At 60.3% G+C, this 16,454-nt stretch carries 15 protein-coding genes; 9 read left to right on the forward strand and 6 right to left on the reverse strand.

Annotated elements, in window-relative coordinates:
• Positions 1-28: 28 nt before the first annotated feature.
• A complete protein-coding gene (locus ACIPQ1_RS13755) occupies positions 29-484 on the reverse strand; it encodes a DUF721 domain-containing protein (RefSeq protein WP_053124648.1) in 456 nt (151 codons plus the stop codon).
• A 306-nt stretch (positions 485-790) separates the two neighbouring features.
• Here ACIPQ1_RS13755 and secA point away from each other — a divergent pair, with 306 nt between their 5' ends.
• The 4 genes from secA (at position 791) to ACIPQ1_RS13775 (ending at position 6,599) form a co-directional block, all read left to right on the forward strand.
• Entirely contained in the window at positions 791-3,526 is a 2,736-nt protein-coding gene (secA, locus tag ACIPQ1_RS13760) for a preprotein translocase subunit SecA (RefSeq protein WP_411385485.1), read from the forward strand.
• Between the two features lie 120 nt (positions 3,527-3,646).
• Positions 3,647-4,864: a bifunctional glutamate N-acetyltransferase/amino-acid acetyltransferase ArgJ gene (gene argJ / locus ACIPQ1_RS13765; protein WP_250963403.1), complete on the forward strand. Its 1,218-nt coding sequence runs from the start codon at positions 3,647-3,649 to the stop codon at positions 4,862-4,864.
• Positions 4,865-5,025: 161 nt separating this feature from the next.
• A complete protein-coding gene (locus ACIPQ1_RS13770; RefSeq protein ID WP_446534309.1) occupies positions 5,026-5,658 on the forward strand; it encodes a glutathione S-transferase family protein in 633 nt (210 codons plus the stop codon).
• The gene (locus ACIPQ1_RS13775; protein WP_411385483.1) at positions 5,655-6,599 is read left to right on the forward strand and encodes a Nudix family hydrolase; all 945 of its coding nucleotides are present in this window, start codon (positions 5,655-5,657) and stop codon (positions 6,597-6,599) included. Before ACIPQ1_RS13770 ends, ACIPQ1_RS13775 begins: the two co-directional genes overlap by 4 nt.
• 117 nt (positions 6,600-6,716) lie before the next feature.
• Here the strand turns inward: ACIPQ1_RS13775 and ACIPQ1_RS13780 are convergent, their stop codons facing one another.
• From ACIPQ1_RS13780 to ACIPQ1_RS13790, 3 genes are read right to left on the reverse strand one after another with little or no spacing between them, the layout of a single operon-like run.
• The gene (locus tag ACIPQ1_RS13780) at positions 6,717-7,298 is read right to left on the reverse strand and encodes a cob(I)yrinic acid a,c-diamide adenosyltransferase (protein WP_446534310.1); all 582 of its coding nucleotides are present in this window, start codon (positions 7,296-7,298) and stop codon (positions 6,717-6,719) included.
• A gap of 2 nt (positions 7,299-7,300) precedes the next feature.
• The gene (locus tag ACIPQ1_RS13785) at positions 7,301-9,337 is read right to left on the reverse strand and encodes a sensor histidine kinase (RefSeq protein ID WP_411385481.1); all 2,037 of its coding nucleotides are present in this window, start codon (positions 9,335-9,337) and stop codon (positions 7,301-7,303) included.
• Positions 9,338-9,384: 47 nt separating this feature from the next.
• Entirely contained in the window at positions 9,385-10,302 is a 918-nt protein-coding gene (locus tag ACIPQ1_RS13790) for a putative 2-dehydropantoate 2-reductase (RefSeq protein WP_250963408.1), read from the reverse strand.
• A 142-nt stretch (positions 10,303-10,444) separates the two neighbouring features.
• Between ACIPQ1_RS13790 and ACIPQ1_RS13795 the strand changes: the two genes are divergently transcribed.
• Positions 10,445-10,930, forward strand: a complete 486-nt coding sequence (locus ACIPQ1_RS13795; RefSeq protein ID WP_186706362.1) for a YajQ family cyclic di-GMP-binding protein — start codon at positions 10,445-10,447, stop codon at positions 10,928-10,930.
• A gap of 144 nt (positions 10,931-11,074) precedes the next feature.
• A complete protein-coding gene (locus ACIPQ1_RS13800; RefSeq protein WP_250963409.1) occupies positions 11,075-11,917 on the forward strand; it encodes a mechanosensitive ion channel family protein in 843 nt (280 codons plus the stop codon).
• A gap of 165 nt (positions 11,918-12,082) precedes the next feature.
• On the opposite strand, the gene ACIPQ1_RS13805 is transcribed toward ACIPQ1_RS13800, so the two are convergent.
• Positions 12,083-13,339, reverse strand: a complete 1,257-nt coding sequence (locus ACIPQ1_RS13805; protein ID WP_411385478.1) for an OprD family porin — start codon at positions 13,337-13,339, stop codon at positions 12,083-12,085.
• Positions 13,340-14,224: 885 nt separating this feature from the next.
• Between ACIPQ1_RS13805 and ACIPQ1_RS13810 the strand changes: the two genes are divergently transcribed.
• Both ACIPQ1_RS13810 and ACIPQ1_RS13815 read left to right on the forward strand, forming a co-directional pair.
• Positions 14,225-14,650: an HIT domain-containing protein gene (locus ACIPQ1_RS13810; protein WP_446534311.1), complete on the forward strand. Its 426-nt coding sequence runs from the start codon at positions 14,225-14,227 to the stop codon at positions 14,648-14,650.
• A 3-nt stretch (positions 14,651-14,653) separates the two neighbouring features.
• On the forward strand, positions 14,654-14,860 hold the full coding sequence (locus ACIPQ1_RS13815) for a SlyX family protein (RefSeq protein ID WP_060740896.1): 207 nt from the start codon (positions 14,654-14,656) through the stop codon (positions 14,858-14,860).
• A 70-nt stretch (positions 14,861-14,930) separates the two neighbouring features.
• Here ACIPQ1_RS13815 and ACIPQ1_RS13820 read toward each other — a convergent pair whose 3' ends face one another.
• A complete protein-coding gene (locus tag ACIPQ1_RS13820; RefSeq protein WP_446534312.1) occupies positions 14,931-15,536 on the reverse strand; it encodes a cold shock domain-containing protein membrane protein in 606 nt (201 codons plus the stop codon).
• A 397-nt stretch (positions 15,537-15,933) separates the two neighbouring features.
• Here ACIPQ1_RS13820 and ACIPQ1_RS13825 point away from each other — a divergent pair, with 397 nt between their 5' ends.
• Positions 15,934-16,407, forward strand: coding sequence for a Dps family protein (locus ACIPQ1_RS13825; protein WP_446534313.1), 474 nt, complete (start codon positions 15,934-15,936; stop codon positions 16,405-16,407).
• Positions 16,408-16,454 lie beyond the last annotated feature (47 nt).

Consider the following 16,454-nt stretch of genomic DNA (forward strand, 5'->3'; position numbering starts at 1 on the left):
GATAGCTATCTGACCACCGCCGAAAATCTCAATCCTTGGGCCTGGCATGGGCCGCCAACCGCTCCAGCGCCGCCCGCAGGTTGGGATCGCTGATGCCATCGGCGGTGGCCTGGATGGTGGCCGCGGCGTCGGTGGACAAATCCAGCGTATGCCCCTTGGCGCCGACCTGGACAGTGGGCGGTTGGACCTTGAACAGGATCCGCGTCAGGTTGGCGAATTCTTCGAACGCCTGGAGTTGGCGCAGCAAGCGTTTTTGCTGGTAGCGCAGGCGCGTGGCCCAGTGGCCGTCCGTGACGATCAGCAACAAGCTGCCTTCGCGCCACGACGCTACGTGGCAATGTTCGCGCGCGGCCGGTTGCAACTGGCTGTCCAGCAGGCGCTGCAGGTGGCCCAGGCGCCGGGCGTGGCCGAAGATGGCTTTCAGCGGCTTGGCTTCGCGCAGCAGAACGGCGGGTGCCTTGGCTGGAAGAGGGCGAAAGGCCATGAATGAGTACCGCAAATGACAGAGGCGCCATGGTAGCAGAAAGCGCCGGATGCGCCTCGACCCTCTCGCCCAGCGGCTTTCAGCTGCACAATCAATGAGTAACTTCTGCACTTGCGGGTTGAAGTTCGCGCAAAAGCCCTTATTTTAGTGTGGCCCCGTCACAGCGCTGTGCCAGCATCGTGGAATAACGCCACTTTCCTCTCCATCGTTTCCGGGTAGAATGCTCGTTCGCATGCGGCCATGAGGGCTGCACGGGCGACTCATGGGGCCGCCCTCCATCCCTTTAGTGTGGAAGATCCTGCCGATATGTTTGCGCCTTTGTTAAAGAAACTTTTTGGAAGCAAGAACGAGCGTGAAGTCAAGCGCATGCTCAAGACGGTACAGACTGTCAATGCCTTCGAAGAGCAAATGGTGGCCCTTTCGGACGATCAGTTACGCGCCAAGACTGCCGAATTCAAGGACCGCATCGCCAAAGGGGAAACCCTTGACCAGCTCCTGCCCGAAGCCTTTGCGGTCGCCCGTGAAGCCGGCAAACGGGTCATGGGCATGCGCCACTTCGACGTTCAGTTGATCGGCGGCATGACCTTGCACGAAGGCAAGATCGCTGAAATGCGTACCGGTGAGGGCAAGACCCTCGTGGCGACCCTGGGCGTGTACCTCAATGCATTGTCCGGCAAGGGCGTGCACGTGGTGACGGTCAACGACTACCTGGCCCGCCGCGACGCCAACTGGATGCGCCCGCTCTACGAGTTCCTCGGCCTGACCGTCGGCGTCGTCACGCCGTTCCAGCCGCCGGAAGAGAAGCGCGCCGCCTATGCCGCCGACATCACCTACGGCACCAACAACGAATTCGGGTTCGACTACCTGCGCGACAACATGGCGTTCAGCATGGAAGAGAAATTCCAGCGTGAACTCAACTTTGCCGTGATCGACGAAGTCGACTCCATCCTCATCGACGAAGCCCGTACCCCACTGATCATTTCCGGTCAGGCGGAGGACAGCTCCAAGCTGTACATCGAGATCAACAAACTGATCCCGCAGCTCAAGCTGCACGTCGAGGAAGTCGAAGGCGAAGTGACCCAGGCCGGGCACTACACCGTTGACGAGAAGACCCGCCAGGTCGAACTCAACGAGGCCGGTCACCAGTTCATCGAGGAAATGCTCACCCGCGTCGGCTTGCTGGCTGAAGGCGAGAGCTTGTACTCGGCCCATAACCTGGGCCTGCTGACCCACGTCTATGCCGGCCTGCGTGCCCACAAGCTGTTCCATCGCAACGTCGAATACATCGTGCAGGACGGCCAGGTCGTGCTGGTGGACGAGCACACCGGCCGTACCATGCCGGGCCGTCGCCTGTCCGAAGGCCTGCACCAGGCCATCGAAGCCAAGGAAGGCCTGAACATCCAGGCCGAGAGCCAGACCCTGGCCTCGACCACCTTCCAGAACTACTTCCGCCTGTACAACAAGCTGTCCGGCATGACCGGTACCGCGGACACCGAAGCGTTCGAATTCCACCAGATCTATGGTCTGCAAGTGGTGGTGATTCCGCCGAACAAGCCGCTGGCTCGTAAAGACTACAACGACCTGGTGTTCCTGACCGCCGAAGAGAAGTACGCGGCGATCATCAACGACATCAAGGAAGGCATGGCCCAGGGCCGTCCGATCCTGGTGGGTACCGCCACCATCGAGACCTCCGAGCACATGTCCGCCTTGCTCGACAAGGAAGGCATCGAGCACAAGGTCCTCAACGCCAAGTTCCACGAGAAGGAAGCCGAGATCATCGCCCAGGCCGGTCGCCCGGGTGCGCTGACCATCGCCACCAACATGGCCGGTCGTGGTACCGACATCCTGCTGGGCGGCAACTGGGAAGTGGAAGTCGCCAGCCTGGAAAACCCGACGCCTGAGCAGATCGCGCAGATCAAGGCCGACTGGCAGAAGCGTCACCAGCAGGTGCTCGAGTCCGGCGGTTTGCAGGTGATCGCGTCCGAGCGTCACGAATCCCGTCGTATCGACAACCAACTGCGTGGCCGTGCCGGTCGCCAGGGCGACGCCGGTTCCAGCCGTTTCTACCTGTCCCTGGAAGACAGCCTGATGCGCATCTTCGCCTCTGACCGGGTGAAGAACTTCATGAAGGCCCTGGGCATGCAGCCAGGCGAGGCGATCGAGCACCGCATGGTGACCAACGCCATCGAAAAGGCCCAGCGCAAGGTCGAAGGCCGCAACTTCGATATCCGCAAGCAATTGCTCGAGTTCGACGACGTCAACAACGAACAGCGTAAAGTGATCTATCACATGCGTAACAGTTTGTTGGCCGCCGACAACATTGGCGAAACCATCGCCGATTTCCGCCAGGACGTGCTCAACGCCACTGTCAGCGCCCACATCCCGCCGCAATCGCTGCCGGAACAGTGGGACGTCGCCGGCCTGGAAGCCGCCTTGCAGAGCGACTTCGGCGTGGCATTGCCGATCCAGCAATGGCTCGACGAAGACGATCACCTGTACGAAGAAACCCTGCGTGAAAAACTGCTGGCCGAACTGATCGCCGCCTATAACGAGAAGGAAGACCAGGCGGGCGCCGAGGCCCTGCGTTCCTTCGAGAAGCAGATCGTGCTGCGGGTGCTGGACGACTTGTGGAAAGATCACCTGTCGACCATGGACCATCTGCGCCACGGTATCCATTTGCGTGGTTACGCCCAGAAGAACCCGAAGCAGGAGTACAAGCGCGAGTCCTACACGCTGTTCTCCGAGTTGCTCGATTCGATCAAGCGCGACTCGATCCGTGTGTTGTCCCACGTTCAGGTTCGCCGCGAAGATCCGGCCGAAGAAGAAGCTCGCCTGCGCCAGGAAGCCGAAGCCCTGGCCGCGCGCATGCAGTTCGAACACGCCGAAGCCCCTGGCCTGGAAGTGGTCGCCGAAGAGGGCGTCGATGTGGATGTCGCCCTGGCGACCGCACCGGTGCGCAACGAGCAGAAGCTGGGCCGTAACGAACTGTGCTACTGCGGTTCGGGCAAGAAATACAAGCATTGCCACGGGCAGATCCAATAATCCCGTTTCAACGCTGAACGACCCGCGCCGCGACAAGAGTCTCTTGTCGCGGCGTTTTGCCATTTGATCAATCGTCTTGATAAGGACGATGCTGAATACATTTTATTAAGGAGCGCATTCATGGCTGTTGGTCTTGGTCCGTTGCCCACGTTGCACCCGGTTGCCGGTTTTGAACTCGGTATTGCCTCGGCCGGCATCAAGCGCCCCGGGCGCAAGGATGTCGTGGTCATGCGTTGCGCCGAAGGCTCGACCGTAGCGGGCGTGTTCACCCTCAACGCCTTCTGTGCCGCGCCGGTGATCCTGGCCAAGCAACGCGTGCAAGGGCCGGTGCGTTACCTGCTGACCAACACCGGCAACGCCAACGCCGGCACCGGCGCGCCAGGCCTGGCCGCCGCCGAGCGTACCTGCGCCAAGCTGGCTGAGCTGACCGGCGTCGACGCCAGCCAGGTGCTGCCGTATTCCACCGGTGTGATCGGCGAGCCGCTGCCGGTGGAGAAGATCGAAGGCGCGCTGCAAGCCGCCCTCGATGACCTGTCGGAAAACAACTGGGCCGCGGCCGCCACCGGCATCATGACCACCGACACGCTGCCCAAGGGCGCGAGTCGCCAGTTCCAGCATGACGGCGTGACCATCACCGTCACCGGCATCAGCAAGGGCGCCGGCATGATCCGCCCGAACATGGCGACCATGCTCGGCTACATCGCCACTGACGCCAAGGTCTCGCGACAAGTGCTGCAAGACCTGATGCTCGACGGCGCCAACAAGTCGTTCAACCGCATCACCATCGACGGCGACACGTCCACGAATGACTGCTGCATGCTGATCGCCACCGGCCAGGCCAACCTGCCGGAAATCACCGAGGCCAGCGGTTCGTTGTTCGCTGCCCTGAAGCAGGCAGTGTTCGAAGTGTGCATGGAAGTGGCCCAGGCCATCGTCCGTGACGGCGAAGGCGCGACCAAGTTCGTGACCGTGCAGGTCAACGGCGGTGGCAACCACCAGGAATGCCTGGATGTCGGCTACACCGTGGCGCACTCGCCGCTGATCAAGACCGCGCTGTTCGCCTCCGACCCGAACTGGGGCCGGATCCTTGCCGCCGTCGGCCGGGCCGGCGTGCCTGAGCTGGACGTGAGCAAGATCGACGTGTTCCTCGGTGAGGTCTGCATCGCCAGCCAAGGTGCGCGCGCTGCCACCTACACCGAAGCCCAGGGCGCGGCGGTGATGCAGCAGGAAGAAATCACCATCCGTATCGAGTTGGGACGGGGTGATTGCAGCGAAACGATCTGGACGACTGACCTGTCCCACGAGTACGTCAAGATCAACGCTGAGTACCGGACTTAATACGCTCGGGACCGAGCTGCTCCAATCGCGAGCAAGCTCGCTCCCACAGTGGATCTGTTGGGTGATATCGATAGTGTTCACACTACAAGCCCCCTGTGGGAGCGAGCTTGCTCGCGATGGCAACAGAACAGACACCTCAGAACCACAAGAAAGGAATCCACATGAGCCTGCACCTGATCATCGGCGACAAAGATCTCTCCTCCTGGTCCATGCGCGGCGCGCTCGCCATGGCGCTGACCGGCGCGAAGTACACCGAAGAATTGGTCAGGCTCGGCCAGCCGGATACCCGTGAAAAGCTGCTCAAATATTCAGCCACGGCCAAGGTCCCGTTGCTCAAGACCGAATTCGGCGTGATCTCCGATTCCCTGGCGATTGCCGAATACCTGGCCGAACAATTTCCCGAGGCCAATCTCTGGCCCAAGGACGTGGCTGCCCGGGCCCAGGCGCGCTCGGCCTGTGCGCAGATGCACAGCGGCTTTTTCGCCCTGCGCAACCATATGCCCATGGATCTGCTGCAAGATGCGCCGCTGTCACCGATGCCATCCGACGTGCAGGCGGACATCCAGCGGATGCTGGCGTTGTGGGCCGAATGCCGTGCGGCGGCGACCGAAAACGGTCCTTACCTGTTTGGCCGCGTAAGCCTGGCCGATGCATTTTTTGCCCCGGTTGCCGTACGCTTGCGCACTTATCAAGTGGCACTGCCGGAGGTCGATGAGGCCTACGTCCAAACCCTATATCAATGGCCGGCGTTCAAGGCGTGGCAACAAGCTGGCCAGGAGGAAACTACGCGGTGAAACGAGTCCATGTGGCGGCGGCGGTGATCCGCGACGCTGCCGGCAAAATCCTCATTGCCCGACGGGCCGACACCCAACACCAGGGTGGCCTGTGGGAATTTCCTGGCGGCAAGGTCGAGGCCGATGAGTCCGTCGAGACGGCCCTGGCCCGCGAGCTTCATGAGGAACTGGGCATTGTCGTCGACGCTGCCCGGCCGTTGATCAAGGTGCGTCACGATTACCCGGACAAACAGGTGTTGCTGGACGTCTGGGAGGTTTCGGCGTTCAGTGGCGAACCCCATGGCGCCGAAGGTCAACCGTTGGCCTGGGTGACGGCCCGCGACCTGACGAATCATGAGTTTCCGGCGGCCAACCAGCCGATCGTCGCGGCGGCCCGTTTGCCGGGTGAATACCTGATCACCCCGGAAGGCCTTGAGACGCCAGCCTTGCTGCGCGGCCTGCAGAAGGCGATTGCCGGCGGGATCAAGTTGGTCCAGTTGCGTGCGCCCAACGGCTACGACCCGCAATACCGCGATCTGGCGGTGGATGCGGTGGGGTTGTGTGCCGGCAAGGCCCAACTGATGCTCAAGGGACCGTTCGAGTGGCTGGGGGATTTTCCTTCCGCTGGCTGGCACATTACCGCTGCGCAACTGCGCAAGCATGCCTCGGCCGGTCGACCATTCGGCAAGGACCGTTGGCTGGCGGCTTCTTGCCATAACGCCGAGGAACTGTCCCTGGCGCAGCAGATGGATGTGGACTTCGTCACCCTTTCGCCGGTGCAGCCGACCCAGACCCATCCCGATGCGCAGCCGTTGGGCTGGGCAGAGGCGGCGCGGTTGATCGAGGGCTTCAACCGGCCGGTCTATCTGTTGGGCGGGGTGGGGCTTGGCGAGCAGCAAAAAGCCTGGGAGGCCGGGGCGCAGGGTGTGGCGGGGATTCGGGCGTTTTGGCCTGAGGCTTGATTTTGTGGTGTAACCGCTGACGCCATCGCGAGCAGGCTCGCTCCCACACGGGATCTTCGGCCTTCACAGAACCCCTGTGGGAGCGAGCTTGCTCGCGATGGCGGCCTCAAGAACGATTCAGCCCTCAGGCTTGGCCGCCGCCACCCAAAGCACCTCCGCCACCCCTTGCCGCCGGGCAATGACCCGCGCGGTCACGAACAGCAGATCCGACAACCGATTGATATAGGCCAGCCCCGGCCCGGCCAACGGCTCCACCGCGTTCAGTTGCTGACAACGACGTTCGGCGCTGCGGGCCAGGGCTCGGCAGACGTGAGCTTGCGCGATCAAGGAAGAGCCGCCGGGCAGGATGAAGTTTTCCAGCGGCCCCAATTCTTCATTCCACAGGTCAATCGCCGCTTCCAGCCGCTCGATTTCCGCCACGTTCAAGGCTTGGTACGCCGGCATCGCGAGCTCACCACCCAGGTCGAACAACCGGTGCTGACACGGCGCCAACACTGCGATGACCTCCTCCAGCGCCGGATGCCGGACGGACTCTTCGGCCAGCCCGGCCAGCAACAAGCCCAACTGGCTGTTCAATGTGTCCACTTCGCCGATGGCCTCGACCCGTGGATGGTCCTTTGCCACGCGGCGGCCATCGCCCAACCCGGTTTCACCCTTGTCGCCGGTGCGGGTGTAAATCTTCGACAGGCGAAAGCCCATGCTCAGCGCTCCAGTTGTTTGTTTTCCTGGGCCACCATCGACGTGCCCGCCAGGGGCAGGCGCAGCGTGAAGCAGGTGCCTTGGCCCGGCGCCGACTGCACTTCCATCTGGCCCTTGTGGTTGTTGGTGATGATGAAATACGAGACCGACAGCCCAAGGCCGGTGCCCTGGCCGATCTCCTTGGTGGTAAAGAAGGGTTCGAAGGTGCGCTTGCGCACGTTCTCGCTCATGCCGATGCCGTTGTCCTCGACCTGGATTTCCGCCCACGGCGGATTCAACCGTGTGCGCAGGATAATGCGCCCGGGCTCGCTGTCGTCCTGGCGCTGATGAATCGCCTGGGCGGCGTTTTTCAGCAGGTTGAGCAGCACCTGTTCCAGTTCGTTGGCCGTGCCGGGCACCGGCCCCAGGTTCGGGTCGAACTGGCGGATGATCGCCTGGCCCTTGAAGTCGAAGCCGATCGCCAGGTCGAAGTCGTTACCGGCGATTTCCACCGCCTGGTCGATCAGTGCGGGCAGGTCGCAAGGCGCCATTTGCCGGGTGCTGCGCCGGCTGAAACTGAGCATGTGGGTGACGATTTTCGCCGCCCGGGCGCCGGCTTGCTGGATGCCGTCGAGCAACTGCGGAATCTCGCGGCTTTCCAGGTAGCGGTTGACCACCGGCAATTCGATGCCCAACTGCTCGGCCTGTTCGAGGTTCTTTGGCAACTCCGGTGACAGCCGCCGACGGATGTTCTGCACGTTGTGCAGGATGGCGCCCAAGGGGTTGTTGATTTCATGGGCCATGCCCGCCGCGAGGCCACCGACCGAGAGCATTTTTTCCGATTGCACCATCATTTCTTCCAGCGACAGGCGCTGGGTGATGTCATCGATGCGGATCACCACGCCACGCCCGGCGCCGCCCATCAACGGGTAGAAGGTCAGGGCGTAATGCCGGGCTTCGTCGTCCTTGGTCCAGGTGACGCGTTCGATCTTGGCCACCGTGTGTTGCTCGACGGTCTGCTTGAGTTGGGGCAGGTACGGCTTGAGTGGTTCGAAGGCGAGGAAGATCGGCTGGTTCAAGGCCTCGTCCAGGCGCGTGCCGGAGAGGGCGCTGGCTTCCTGGTTCCATTGGGTCACGTAGAGTTGTTCGTCGAGGGCGATCAGCGCCGACGGCATGGAGTCGATGATGCTGTTGAGGTAGTTCTGGAAGCCCGTGAGTTTTTTCTCGATCTTGCTGCGCACCTGGACTTCCAGCTCCAGCTTGCGATTGGTATGGCGGGTTTCTTCCGCCAGGCCCTGGGCCTGGTCGTAGGCGGCCTGGGAGTCGTCCCGCGCGCGCTTGAGTTGCTGTTCCCGGGCTTCGATCCGCGACAGCATGGTATTGAACGCCTCGGCCAGGCTGCCGATTTCATCATGGTTGCCCCGGGCGGCGCGCAGGGCATAGTTTTCCTCGCGGGTAACCTGGCGTGACAGCTCTTCGAGCTGATGGATCGGCTGGGTGATCAAGCGTTTGATCTGCTGGGCAATGACCAGCCACAGCAACACGCTGAAAATCAGGATGCCAAGGCTGGCGGTCAGGGTGCCGGTGTAGAACGCCGTGGGCAATTCGCTGCTGGCCACCAGCAACAGGTGGCCGGGCTCGGTGCCGGGACGGGGCAGGGTAATGACCTTGTTGCTGCGAAATTCACCCGCTTGCCAGGCTTGTATGTTGCGGTAATGGTCCGGCAGCTTGAGCTTTTCGCCCTGTTGCAGCTGTGCCAGGCGCTCGCCCTGGCCGTCGTACAGCGCCGCCGCCCGCAGCGGTGCATAACTGTTGAGCTCGTCGAGCAGGCGTTGGGCACTTTGGGGCGATTGCAGGGCGTCGGAGATCAGGCTCGGATTGGCGATCAGCCGGCCAATGGTCTGCAGGGCCTGGGGCGCCATGCTTTCCTGGGAAATGTAGTAGGCGGCGCTGATAAAGGTCAGGTTGGCCACCAGCAGCACAGTGGTCAACAACACCAACAGGGCGGCCAGCAGTTTCTGGCCGACCGGGAGGTTTTCAAGGCGCTGGCGCAATGGCATCAGACTCGTCGTTAAGAAAGGAACACGAGGGCCAGCGTAGCCGCTGCTCAGTCGCTGGGCAATCCGAGGTTGTTCAAGTGGGCAATCAGCCGCTGGCGCAGTTGTTCCAAGTGCGGCACGGTCAGCTCATGGCGCTGGGCGACCTTGCAGGCGTAACCGAGCAAATAGCTGATTTCGGTACGGCGCCGATTGGCCACATCCTGGTACATCGAGGAGTAATTGGCGGCCGTGGCCTGGATCACCCGCTCGACTTCCGGCTGCAGATCCTCGGCTGCCGCGGGCTGGCCGCAGCGTTCGAGCAAATCCGTGAGTTCCGCGCACAGGGTCGCCACTTCGCAGCGGTGTTCCTGCAGGCCGCCGTTCTTGCAGTGATGCAGCACGGTCAGCGGGTTGATTGCGCAATTGAGCGCCAGTTTGCGCCAGAGGCGGGTGAGGATCTCGGCGCTCCATTCGTGGGGGATGCCAGCGGCGGCCAGGTCGTCCAGCCAGAACGGTGCCACCGGGTGAGCCGGGTCGCCCAACCAGGTGTAGCCATGGCCGGCGAACACCACGCGCCAGTCACCGTCGCGGAACGCGCCTTCGGTGCTGGAGGCGCTGATGCAACGGGCCTGGGGCACGCAATTGGCCACCGCGTCCTGGCTGCCGAGGCCGTTCTGCAACAGGATCAGCTCCGATTCGGCGCCCAGGCGATGGGCCACCGACGTCACCGCCGCCTCCGCGTCGTAGGCCTTGCAGGCCAGCAGCAGGCGCTTGATCGGCTCCGGGCTGTCTGCCGTTTCGCCCGGCACCGGGTAGCACTGCGCCTGGCCCTGTTCCACCAGTGTCAGGCCCCCGACGCTGCGGTAGGCCTGCAAGCGCGCTTCGTTGCGCAGCACCAGCCGCACCGGCAACCCGGCCCGGGCCAGGCGCGTGGCCCACAACGTGCCGAGACTGCCGGCCCCGAGAACATGCCAGGTGGTCGACATCAGTTTTTTACTCGGATTGGCGCAGGCATCGGAGGGCTCGCAGTGTCGGCAGGAAAAGAGCCGTTATAATGAGCCCGATTTTAACCACAAGCCAAGCGCGCGCCGTTGATACTGGCGCGCCTTTTTATTTGGAGAACACTACATGCCGTCATTCGACGTGGTATCCGAACTGGACAAACACGAAGTCACCAACGCGGTTGAAAACGCCGTCAAGGAACTCGACCGTCGTTATGACCTCAAGGGCAAGGGCAGTTTCGAGTTCAAGGAAAAAGACCTGACCGTGAACCTGACCGCCGAGGCCGACTTCCAGCTCGAGGCGATGATCGAGATCCTCAAGCTGGCCCTGGTCAAGCGCAAGATCGATGTGCAGTGCCTTGAGGTCAAGGACGCCTATGCCTCGGGCAAGCTGATGAAGCAGGAAGCCGTGCTCAAGGAAGGCATCGACAAGGAGCTGGCGAAGAAGATCGTCGCTCATATCAAGGACGCCAAGCTCAAGGTGCAAGCCGCCATCCAGGGCGAGCAGGTGCGGGTCACCGGCAAGAAGCGTGACGACTTGCAGGAAGCCATTGCGGCACTGCGCGCCAAGGCATTCGACATGCCCCTGCAATTCAATAATTTCCGCGACTGATTTCGGATTTTCGCGGTTACCGTGGCGAGGGAGCTTGCTCCCGCTTGGGTGCGCAGCACCCATCAATAGGGCCGCTACGCAGCCCAGCGGGAGCAAGCGCCCTCGCCACACAATGCCGCGTGCAACAGGAATAAGGAGAGTTAGATGGACTTGAACGCTGAAGTGGACAACCTGGTCAAGGCTTCCCAGACCTGGATTCCCATGATCATGGAATACGGCAGCCGCGTGCTGCTGGCCGTCCTCACCCTGGCCATCGGCTGGTGGCTGATCAACAAAGTGACGCAGAAACTGGGTGCTTTGCTGGCCCTGCGTAACGCCGACCTGGCACTGCAGGGGTTTATCAGCACCCTGGCCAACATCATTCTGAAGATATTGCTGATCGTCAGCGTCGCTTCGATGATCGGTGTGGAAACCACTTCGTTCGTCGCCGCCATCGGTGCCGCCGGCCTGGCGATTGGCCTGGCCTTGCAAGGCAGCCTGGCGAACTTCGCCGGTGGCGTGCTGATCCTGCTGTTCCGTCCGTTCCGCATCGGTGACTGGATCGAAGCCCAGGGCGTGGCTGGTACGGTCGACAGCATCCAGATCTTCCACACGGTGTTGCGCACCGGTGACAACAAGACTGTCATCGTGCCCAACGGTAATCTCTCCAACGGCATCATCACCAACACCAACCGCCAGCCGACCCGCAAGGTCGTATTCGATGTCGGTGTGGATTACCAGGCCGACCTGCAAAAGGCCCGGGAAGTGTTGCTTGAGTTGGCCAAGGATGAACGCGTGCTGGCGGATCCGGCACCTGAAGCAGTGATTTCCACCTTGGGCGACAGTGCGATCACGGTGTCGTTGCGTATCTGGGTCAAGACCGCGGACTATTGGAGCGTGATGTTCATGCTCAATGAGCTGGCACGGGATCGCTTGAAGGACGCGGGCATTGATATTCCGTTTCCACAAAGAGTGATTCGGGTGGTTCAGGAAGGGCCGGCGCAATAACGACTTGAATATAACCTGGCACTGGAGTCAGGTTATGTTTAGTTAGCTTGCTATTTAAGAAGTTGTGCTAGAGCTGACATTGCAAAGGACATAAAAAAACCGCTCACCTGATCAGGTGAGCGGTTTTTTGTTTGTTGCGGGTGAAGCTATCGAACTAGCACTGAATTACAAGATGCTCAGTGGGTATTCGACGATTACGCGGAAGTCGTTGTTGTCTCGGTTGCCACTGGCGGTGGTGTAAGAGGTGTTGGTGCGGTAGAAAGCGCTACGAACACGGAACGACAGGTCTTTGGCTGGACCGCTTTGCAGAACGTACTTGGTTTCGAAGTCCCATTCGTGCTCTTTTGCTTCGCCATCAGCGGTGGAAATGTTGTCACCGGTAACGTAACGAGTCATGAAGCTCAGGCCAGGAACGCCGTAGGTTTTCATGTTCAGGTCGTAGCGAGCCTGCCAGGAACGCTCGTCCTGACCGTTGAAGTCGGAGTACTGGATGGAGTTGGCGAGGAAAATGGTACCGCCGCCGTCAACGCCGTACACGTAGCCGGTATCACCGGTGGAGCGCTGGTGAGCCAGGGTGAACTTGTGGGCACCGATGGCATAGGCTGCTGCGAGGGACCAGATGCGGTTGTCAACGTCGCCGCTGAGCTTCTGGCCTTGGTCCTGGCTGTCATAACCGTTGAAGTCGAAGTTCAGGGACTGATCTTCGTTGATCGGCAGGGTGTAGTTCAGGTTCAGGTATTTCTTTTTGTAGTGGTCTTCAACATCGGAAGCCGCTACGCCACCGACGAAATTGTCGGTGAACTGGTAGGTCGCGCCAACGATGTCAGCGGATTTCAGGCCAAGGCCGTCATCACCCATGCCAGTTTGCGAGCTGATGGCGTTGAAACGACCTGCGGTCAGCTCCAAGCCTTTGATTTCTTTACTGGTGATCAGGGTACCAGTGGCAACTTCCGGCAGCAGACGGCTGTCGTCAGTGGAGAAGACCGGGCTGGTAGTGAACTGGTTACCGTATTTCAGGACGGTGTCGGACAGGCGGAATTTAACCGCGCCACCCACTTTAGATTGTGTGTCTTCCAGGTTGCCGTCGCTGTCACTAGCGAACAGACCGTTACCGGCACGACCGCTGCCGCCATCGATGCGAACGGTGCCAAATGCGAAGCCGTCAACGCCTACACCAACGGTGCCTTGAGTGAAGCCCGACTCGTAAATGGCACGAGCGGCAACACCAGACTCTTCACGATAACTTTGACGAGTGTTTAGTTCGTTCTTGAAATCACGGTTCATGTACAGCGCACGGGTCAGAACAGTCAAGCTCTGATCTTCGATAAAACCCTTGGATTCCTCTTGGGAGGACGCCATTGCGAACTGCGAGGTACCGGCCGATACAGCCAGTGCGATCATGCTCCACTTCATCACGCGCATCGTGATTTGCTCCTTTGGTTTTTAGAAGAGTACTGCCGTCCCACCTGTTTTTTTATCTGGGCGGCTCTTTCTTTTTGTGTCGGCGCAAACTTATATCACGTCGACATTCTTTGGCGATACTTGCCCATTCAACCTTTCAGCTTCTTTACGACCCTGTCGCCAATGGCTCGATCCATGTCGCATTTCAGCTGTTCCGACGCAACCGTATTCACAACTTTTATGTTGTTTTCTTTTTTCGGCGTCGGTGTAAAGAGTCCGTCATTACCGCGTTTGAAGCTCCTGTGGGCAGCCTTGCCACTTTAATTTGTATGTCGGCAGGTTCTCGCTTCCGGCGAGACCTTTGGACAGTGCGGGTATGAATGCAACAAGCATGCTCAAACCCGGATTTCGTTTACATTTTTTTCACATTTCAGCGGTTGACGCGGTGAAACCTCATGAAACCGGGCTCCAAAGGCCTTGTTTTAAATAGGGTTGACTCGTGTGTAGCTCTCGTGTTTGACACCGACAAACGTGGCAAGACAACCAAAAATGTTACCGGTTCACCCTACCCAGTGAGTAAATCACGGATGCTTTGTGCACTGAGGGTAGACGCACTGTGCTGTTTTGGTGCAAAAAATTTTCAGGTTGTACGAAAATCTTACAGCGTCGAGGCTTTACCTGGGCCCTGGCACGGTCCTTTCAGGGTATTGCCGTACCGCTTGCGCTGTGTTGGTGCGACCGCTTGCACAAGTTGATGCTCGCGGGATGAAAAATCCTTCGAAGCAATGAGCATCGGGACGCTACGCAGTGATCGATCCGGCGTTCGCGGGTATGCTGCGCATCTGTGTCCGATGCAGGCCTGCGGGTCGCTGAGCCGGGCAGAATCGATAACGAGGAGTACGCACGGTGTTTGCCTTAGATCCACGACTGCAACAAGACACATTGCCCATCGGCGATTTCCCGTTGTGCCGGTTGCTCTTGTCCAATGATTCCAATTACCCGTGGTTCATTCTCGTGCCGCGGCGAGAAAATATCAGCGAATTGTTTCAGTTGGATGACATTGATCAATTGCAGCTGTGGAAAGAAACCGCGGCGCTGGCCGAAACCCTCAAGGATTCGTTCGATGCCGACAAGATGAACGTTGCAACCTTGGGTAACGTCGTCAGTCAATTGCACATGCATGTCATCGTGCGCAAGCGCGATGATGCCGCCTGGCCGGCGCCGGTCTGGGGCAAGCACCCGGCCCGGCCTTATAATGCAGGGCAGGTCGCGGGCATTCGTGAACGGTTGCGGGTGGCCCTGGCCGATGATTTCAAGTTTCTGGAGGGCTGAACCATGAACCTTGAAGAACGCGTAACCGATCTGGAAAGCCGCCTGGCGTTTCAGGATGACACCATCCAGGCATTGAATGATGTGTTGGTGGCGCAGCAACGGGTGGTCGAGCGTCTGCAGCTGCAGATGGCGGCGTTGCTCAAGCGCCAGGAAGAAATGGCCGGGCAATTCGAGTCGTTCGAAGAAGAGGCACCACCGCCTCACTACTGACGTGGCCCGATTGACGGGCAATAAAAAACCGCGAGCAGCCAGGCTGCATCGCGGTTTTTTTACGCTTGGATCAGCGGCGCGGCAGCGCGGCGATCACGTCTTCGGCCTGCAGCCCCTTGTCGCGATTCATCACGGAGAATTCCACGCGCTGGCCTTCCACCAGGACACGATGGCCTTCGCCGCGAATGGCCCGGAAATGCACGAAAATATCATCGCCGGAGTCGCGGGAGATGAAGCCGAACCCTTTGGACGTGTTGAACCACTTCACCGTGCCGGTATCGCGGTTGGACATGTCGTAGTTCTGCGCAGCGGCGGCCGGCGACGACTTCTTGTAGAAGCTGACGGCCAGGTGCAGTGCCACGGCGAACAGTGCCGCGCCCAGGCTGAACAGAATGGCCGGTTGACCGCCGATTTCCGGCATGGGCGCCAGCAGGGCCAGGGTTTGCAAGGCAACGGCCAGCACCAGCAGGACGCTGACCAGGTTTTGCAGTTGATGACGTGGACCTTTGTTCCAGTAAGGGATGACGGGCGCAAGGGTCAGGTTGAGCAGGCCGAAAAAGGCCAGGTACAGTGCATCGGGGTGTTGCAGGTAAGGTGTGGCTTCGGAACCCAGGCTAGGGATGAAGGACAGCAGCAGGGCAGCTGCGCCCATTAGCAAGTGGACGATTTTCAACATTTTGATTGGCTCACGGTTAAGACAGATCACAAGGAAGAGCGGGTCGGGCACGGTTCGCTTCGAAACAATGAGAGGCGTTGGACACGTACCCGAACCAGCCTATGCGCTACGCCCGGGAAAATAAGCGTAGCGACACACTGCCTATTTAACAGCAAAGCTGGGGCCTTCTCAAACCTGTTACGGGCGTGCGTCGCGCTGTTCGTCGGCCAGAAAAGGCTTGCGGCTGCTTGAAGGTGTCAGGCAAGCGGCGGTGAATTTTCCAGGGTATCGGAACCGCCGGCGGTCCTGGCTTGTCGGTTCTGGAGGGCTGGCGATCTGTCGCAGGCCGTGGGCGGCCAAAACCACTAGAGTGGGTAGGGCTGTTGTCGAATTCATCACTTTCAGGAGATCAACCCCCATGGCAATTGATATCGGTATCAGTGAAGAAGACCGCAAGTCCATCGTCGACGGGCTTTCGCGCCTGCTGTCGGACACTTATGTGCTGTATCTCAAGACCCACAATTTCCACTGGAATGTCACAGGGCCGATGTTTCGGACTCTGCACTTGATGTTCGAGGAGCAATACAACGAGCTGGCCCTGGCGGTGGACCTGATCGCCGAGCGAATCCGCGCCCTTGGCTTCCCGGCCCCGGGCGCCTACTCGGTGTATGCGCGCCTGTCTTCTATTAAGGAAGAGGAAGGCGTGCCTGCCACCGAAGACATGATCCGACAACTGGTCGAGGGTCAGGAGGCGGTGACACGTACGGCCCGTGGCATCTTTCCTTTATTGGACAAGGTCAGCGACGAGCCCACCGCTGACCTGCTGACCCAGCGCATGCAGGTCCACGAAAAGACCGCGTGGATGCTGCGCGCGCTGCTCGAGGGCCAATAAGCCCAGGCCGGGGATGACGTGGGGTGGGGCTTATTGCCTGCACATGC

Source organism: Pseudomonas sp. LARHCG127 (genome assembly GCF_052871455.1).

What these genes read in the sequence shown, in the direction of transcription:
- ACIPQ1_RS13755 (WP_053124648.1), bottom strand. Translation starts at nt 484, where the DNA reads ATGGCCTTTCGCCCTCTTCCAGCCAAGGCACCCGCCGTTCTGCTGCGC.
- secA (WP_411385485.1), top strand. Translation starts at nt 791, where the DNA reads ATGTTTGCGCCTTTGTTAAAGAAACTTTTTGGAAGCAAGAACGAGCGT.
- argJ (WP_250963403.1), top strand. Translation starts at nt 3,647, where the DNA reads ATGGCTGTTGGTCTTGGTCCGTTGCCCACGTTGCACCCGGTTGCCGGT.
- ACIPQ1_RS13770 (WP_446534309.1), top strand. Translation starts at nt 5,026, where the DNA reads ATGAGCCTGCACCTGATCATCGGCGACAAAGATCTCTCCTCCTGGTCC.
- ACIPQ1_RS13780 (WP_446534310.1), bottom strand. Translation starts at nt 7,298, where the DNA reads ATGGGCTTTCGCCTGTCGAAGATTTACACCCGCACCGGCGACAAGGGT.
- ACIPQ1_RS13785 (WP_411385481.1), bottom strand. Translation starts at nt 9,337, where the DNA reads ATGCCATTGCGCCAGCGCCTTGAAAACCTCCCGGTCGGCCAGAAACTG.
- ACIPQ1_RS13790 (WP_250963408.1), bottom strand. Translation starts at nt 10,302, where the DNA reads ATGTCGACCACCTGGCATGTTCTCGGGGCCGGCAGTCTCGGCACGTTG.
- ACIPQ1_RS13795 (WP_186706362.1), top strand. Translation starts at nt 10,445, where the DNA reads ATGCCGTCATTCGACGTGGTATCCGAACTGGACAAACACGAAGTCACC.
- ACIPQ1_RS13800 (WP_250963409.1), top strand. Translation starts at nt 11,075, where the DNA reads ATGGACTTGAACGCTGAAGTGGACAACCTGGTCAAGGCTTCCCAGACC.
- ACIPQ1_RS13805 (WP_411385478.1), bottom strand. Translation starts at nt 13,339, where the DNA reads ATGCGCGTGATGAAGTGGAGCATGATCGCACTGGCTGTATCGGCCGGT.
- ACIPQ1_RS13815 (WP_060740896.1), top strand. Translation starts at nt 14,654, where the DNA reads ATGAACCTTGAAGAACGCGTAACCGATCTGGAAAGCCGCCTGGCGTTT.
- ACIPQ1_RS13820 (WP_446534312.1), bottom strand. Translation starts at nt 15,536, where the DNA reads ATGTTGAAAATCGTCCACTTGCTAATGGGCGCAGCTGCCCTGCTGCTG.
- ACIPQ1_RS13825 (WP_446534313.1), top strand. Translation starts at nt 15,934, where the DNA reads ATGGCAATTGATATCGGTATCAGTGAAGAAGACCGCAAGTCCATCGTC.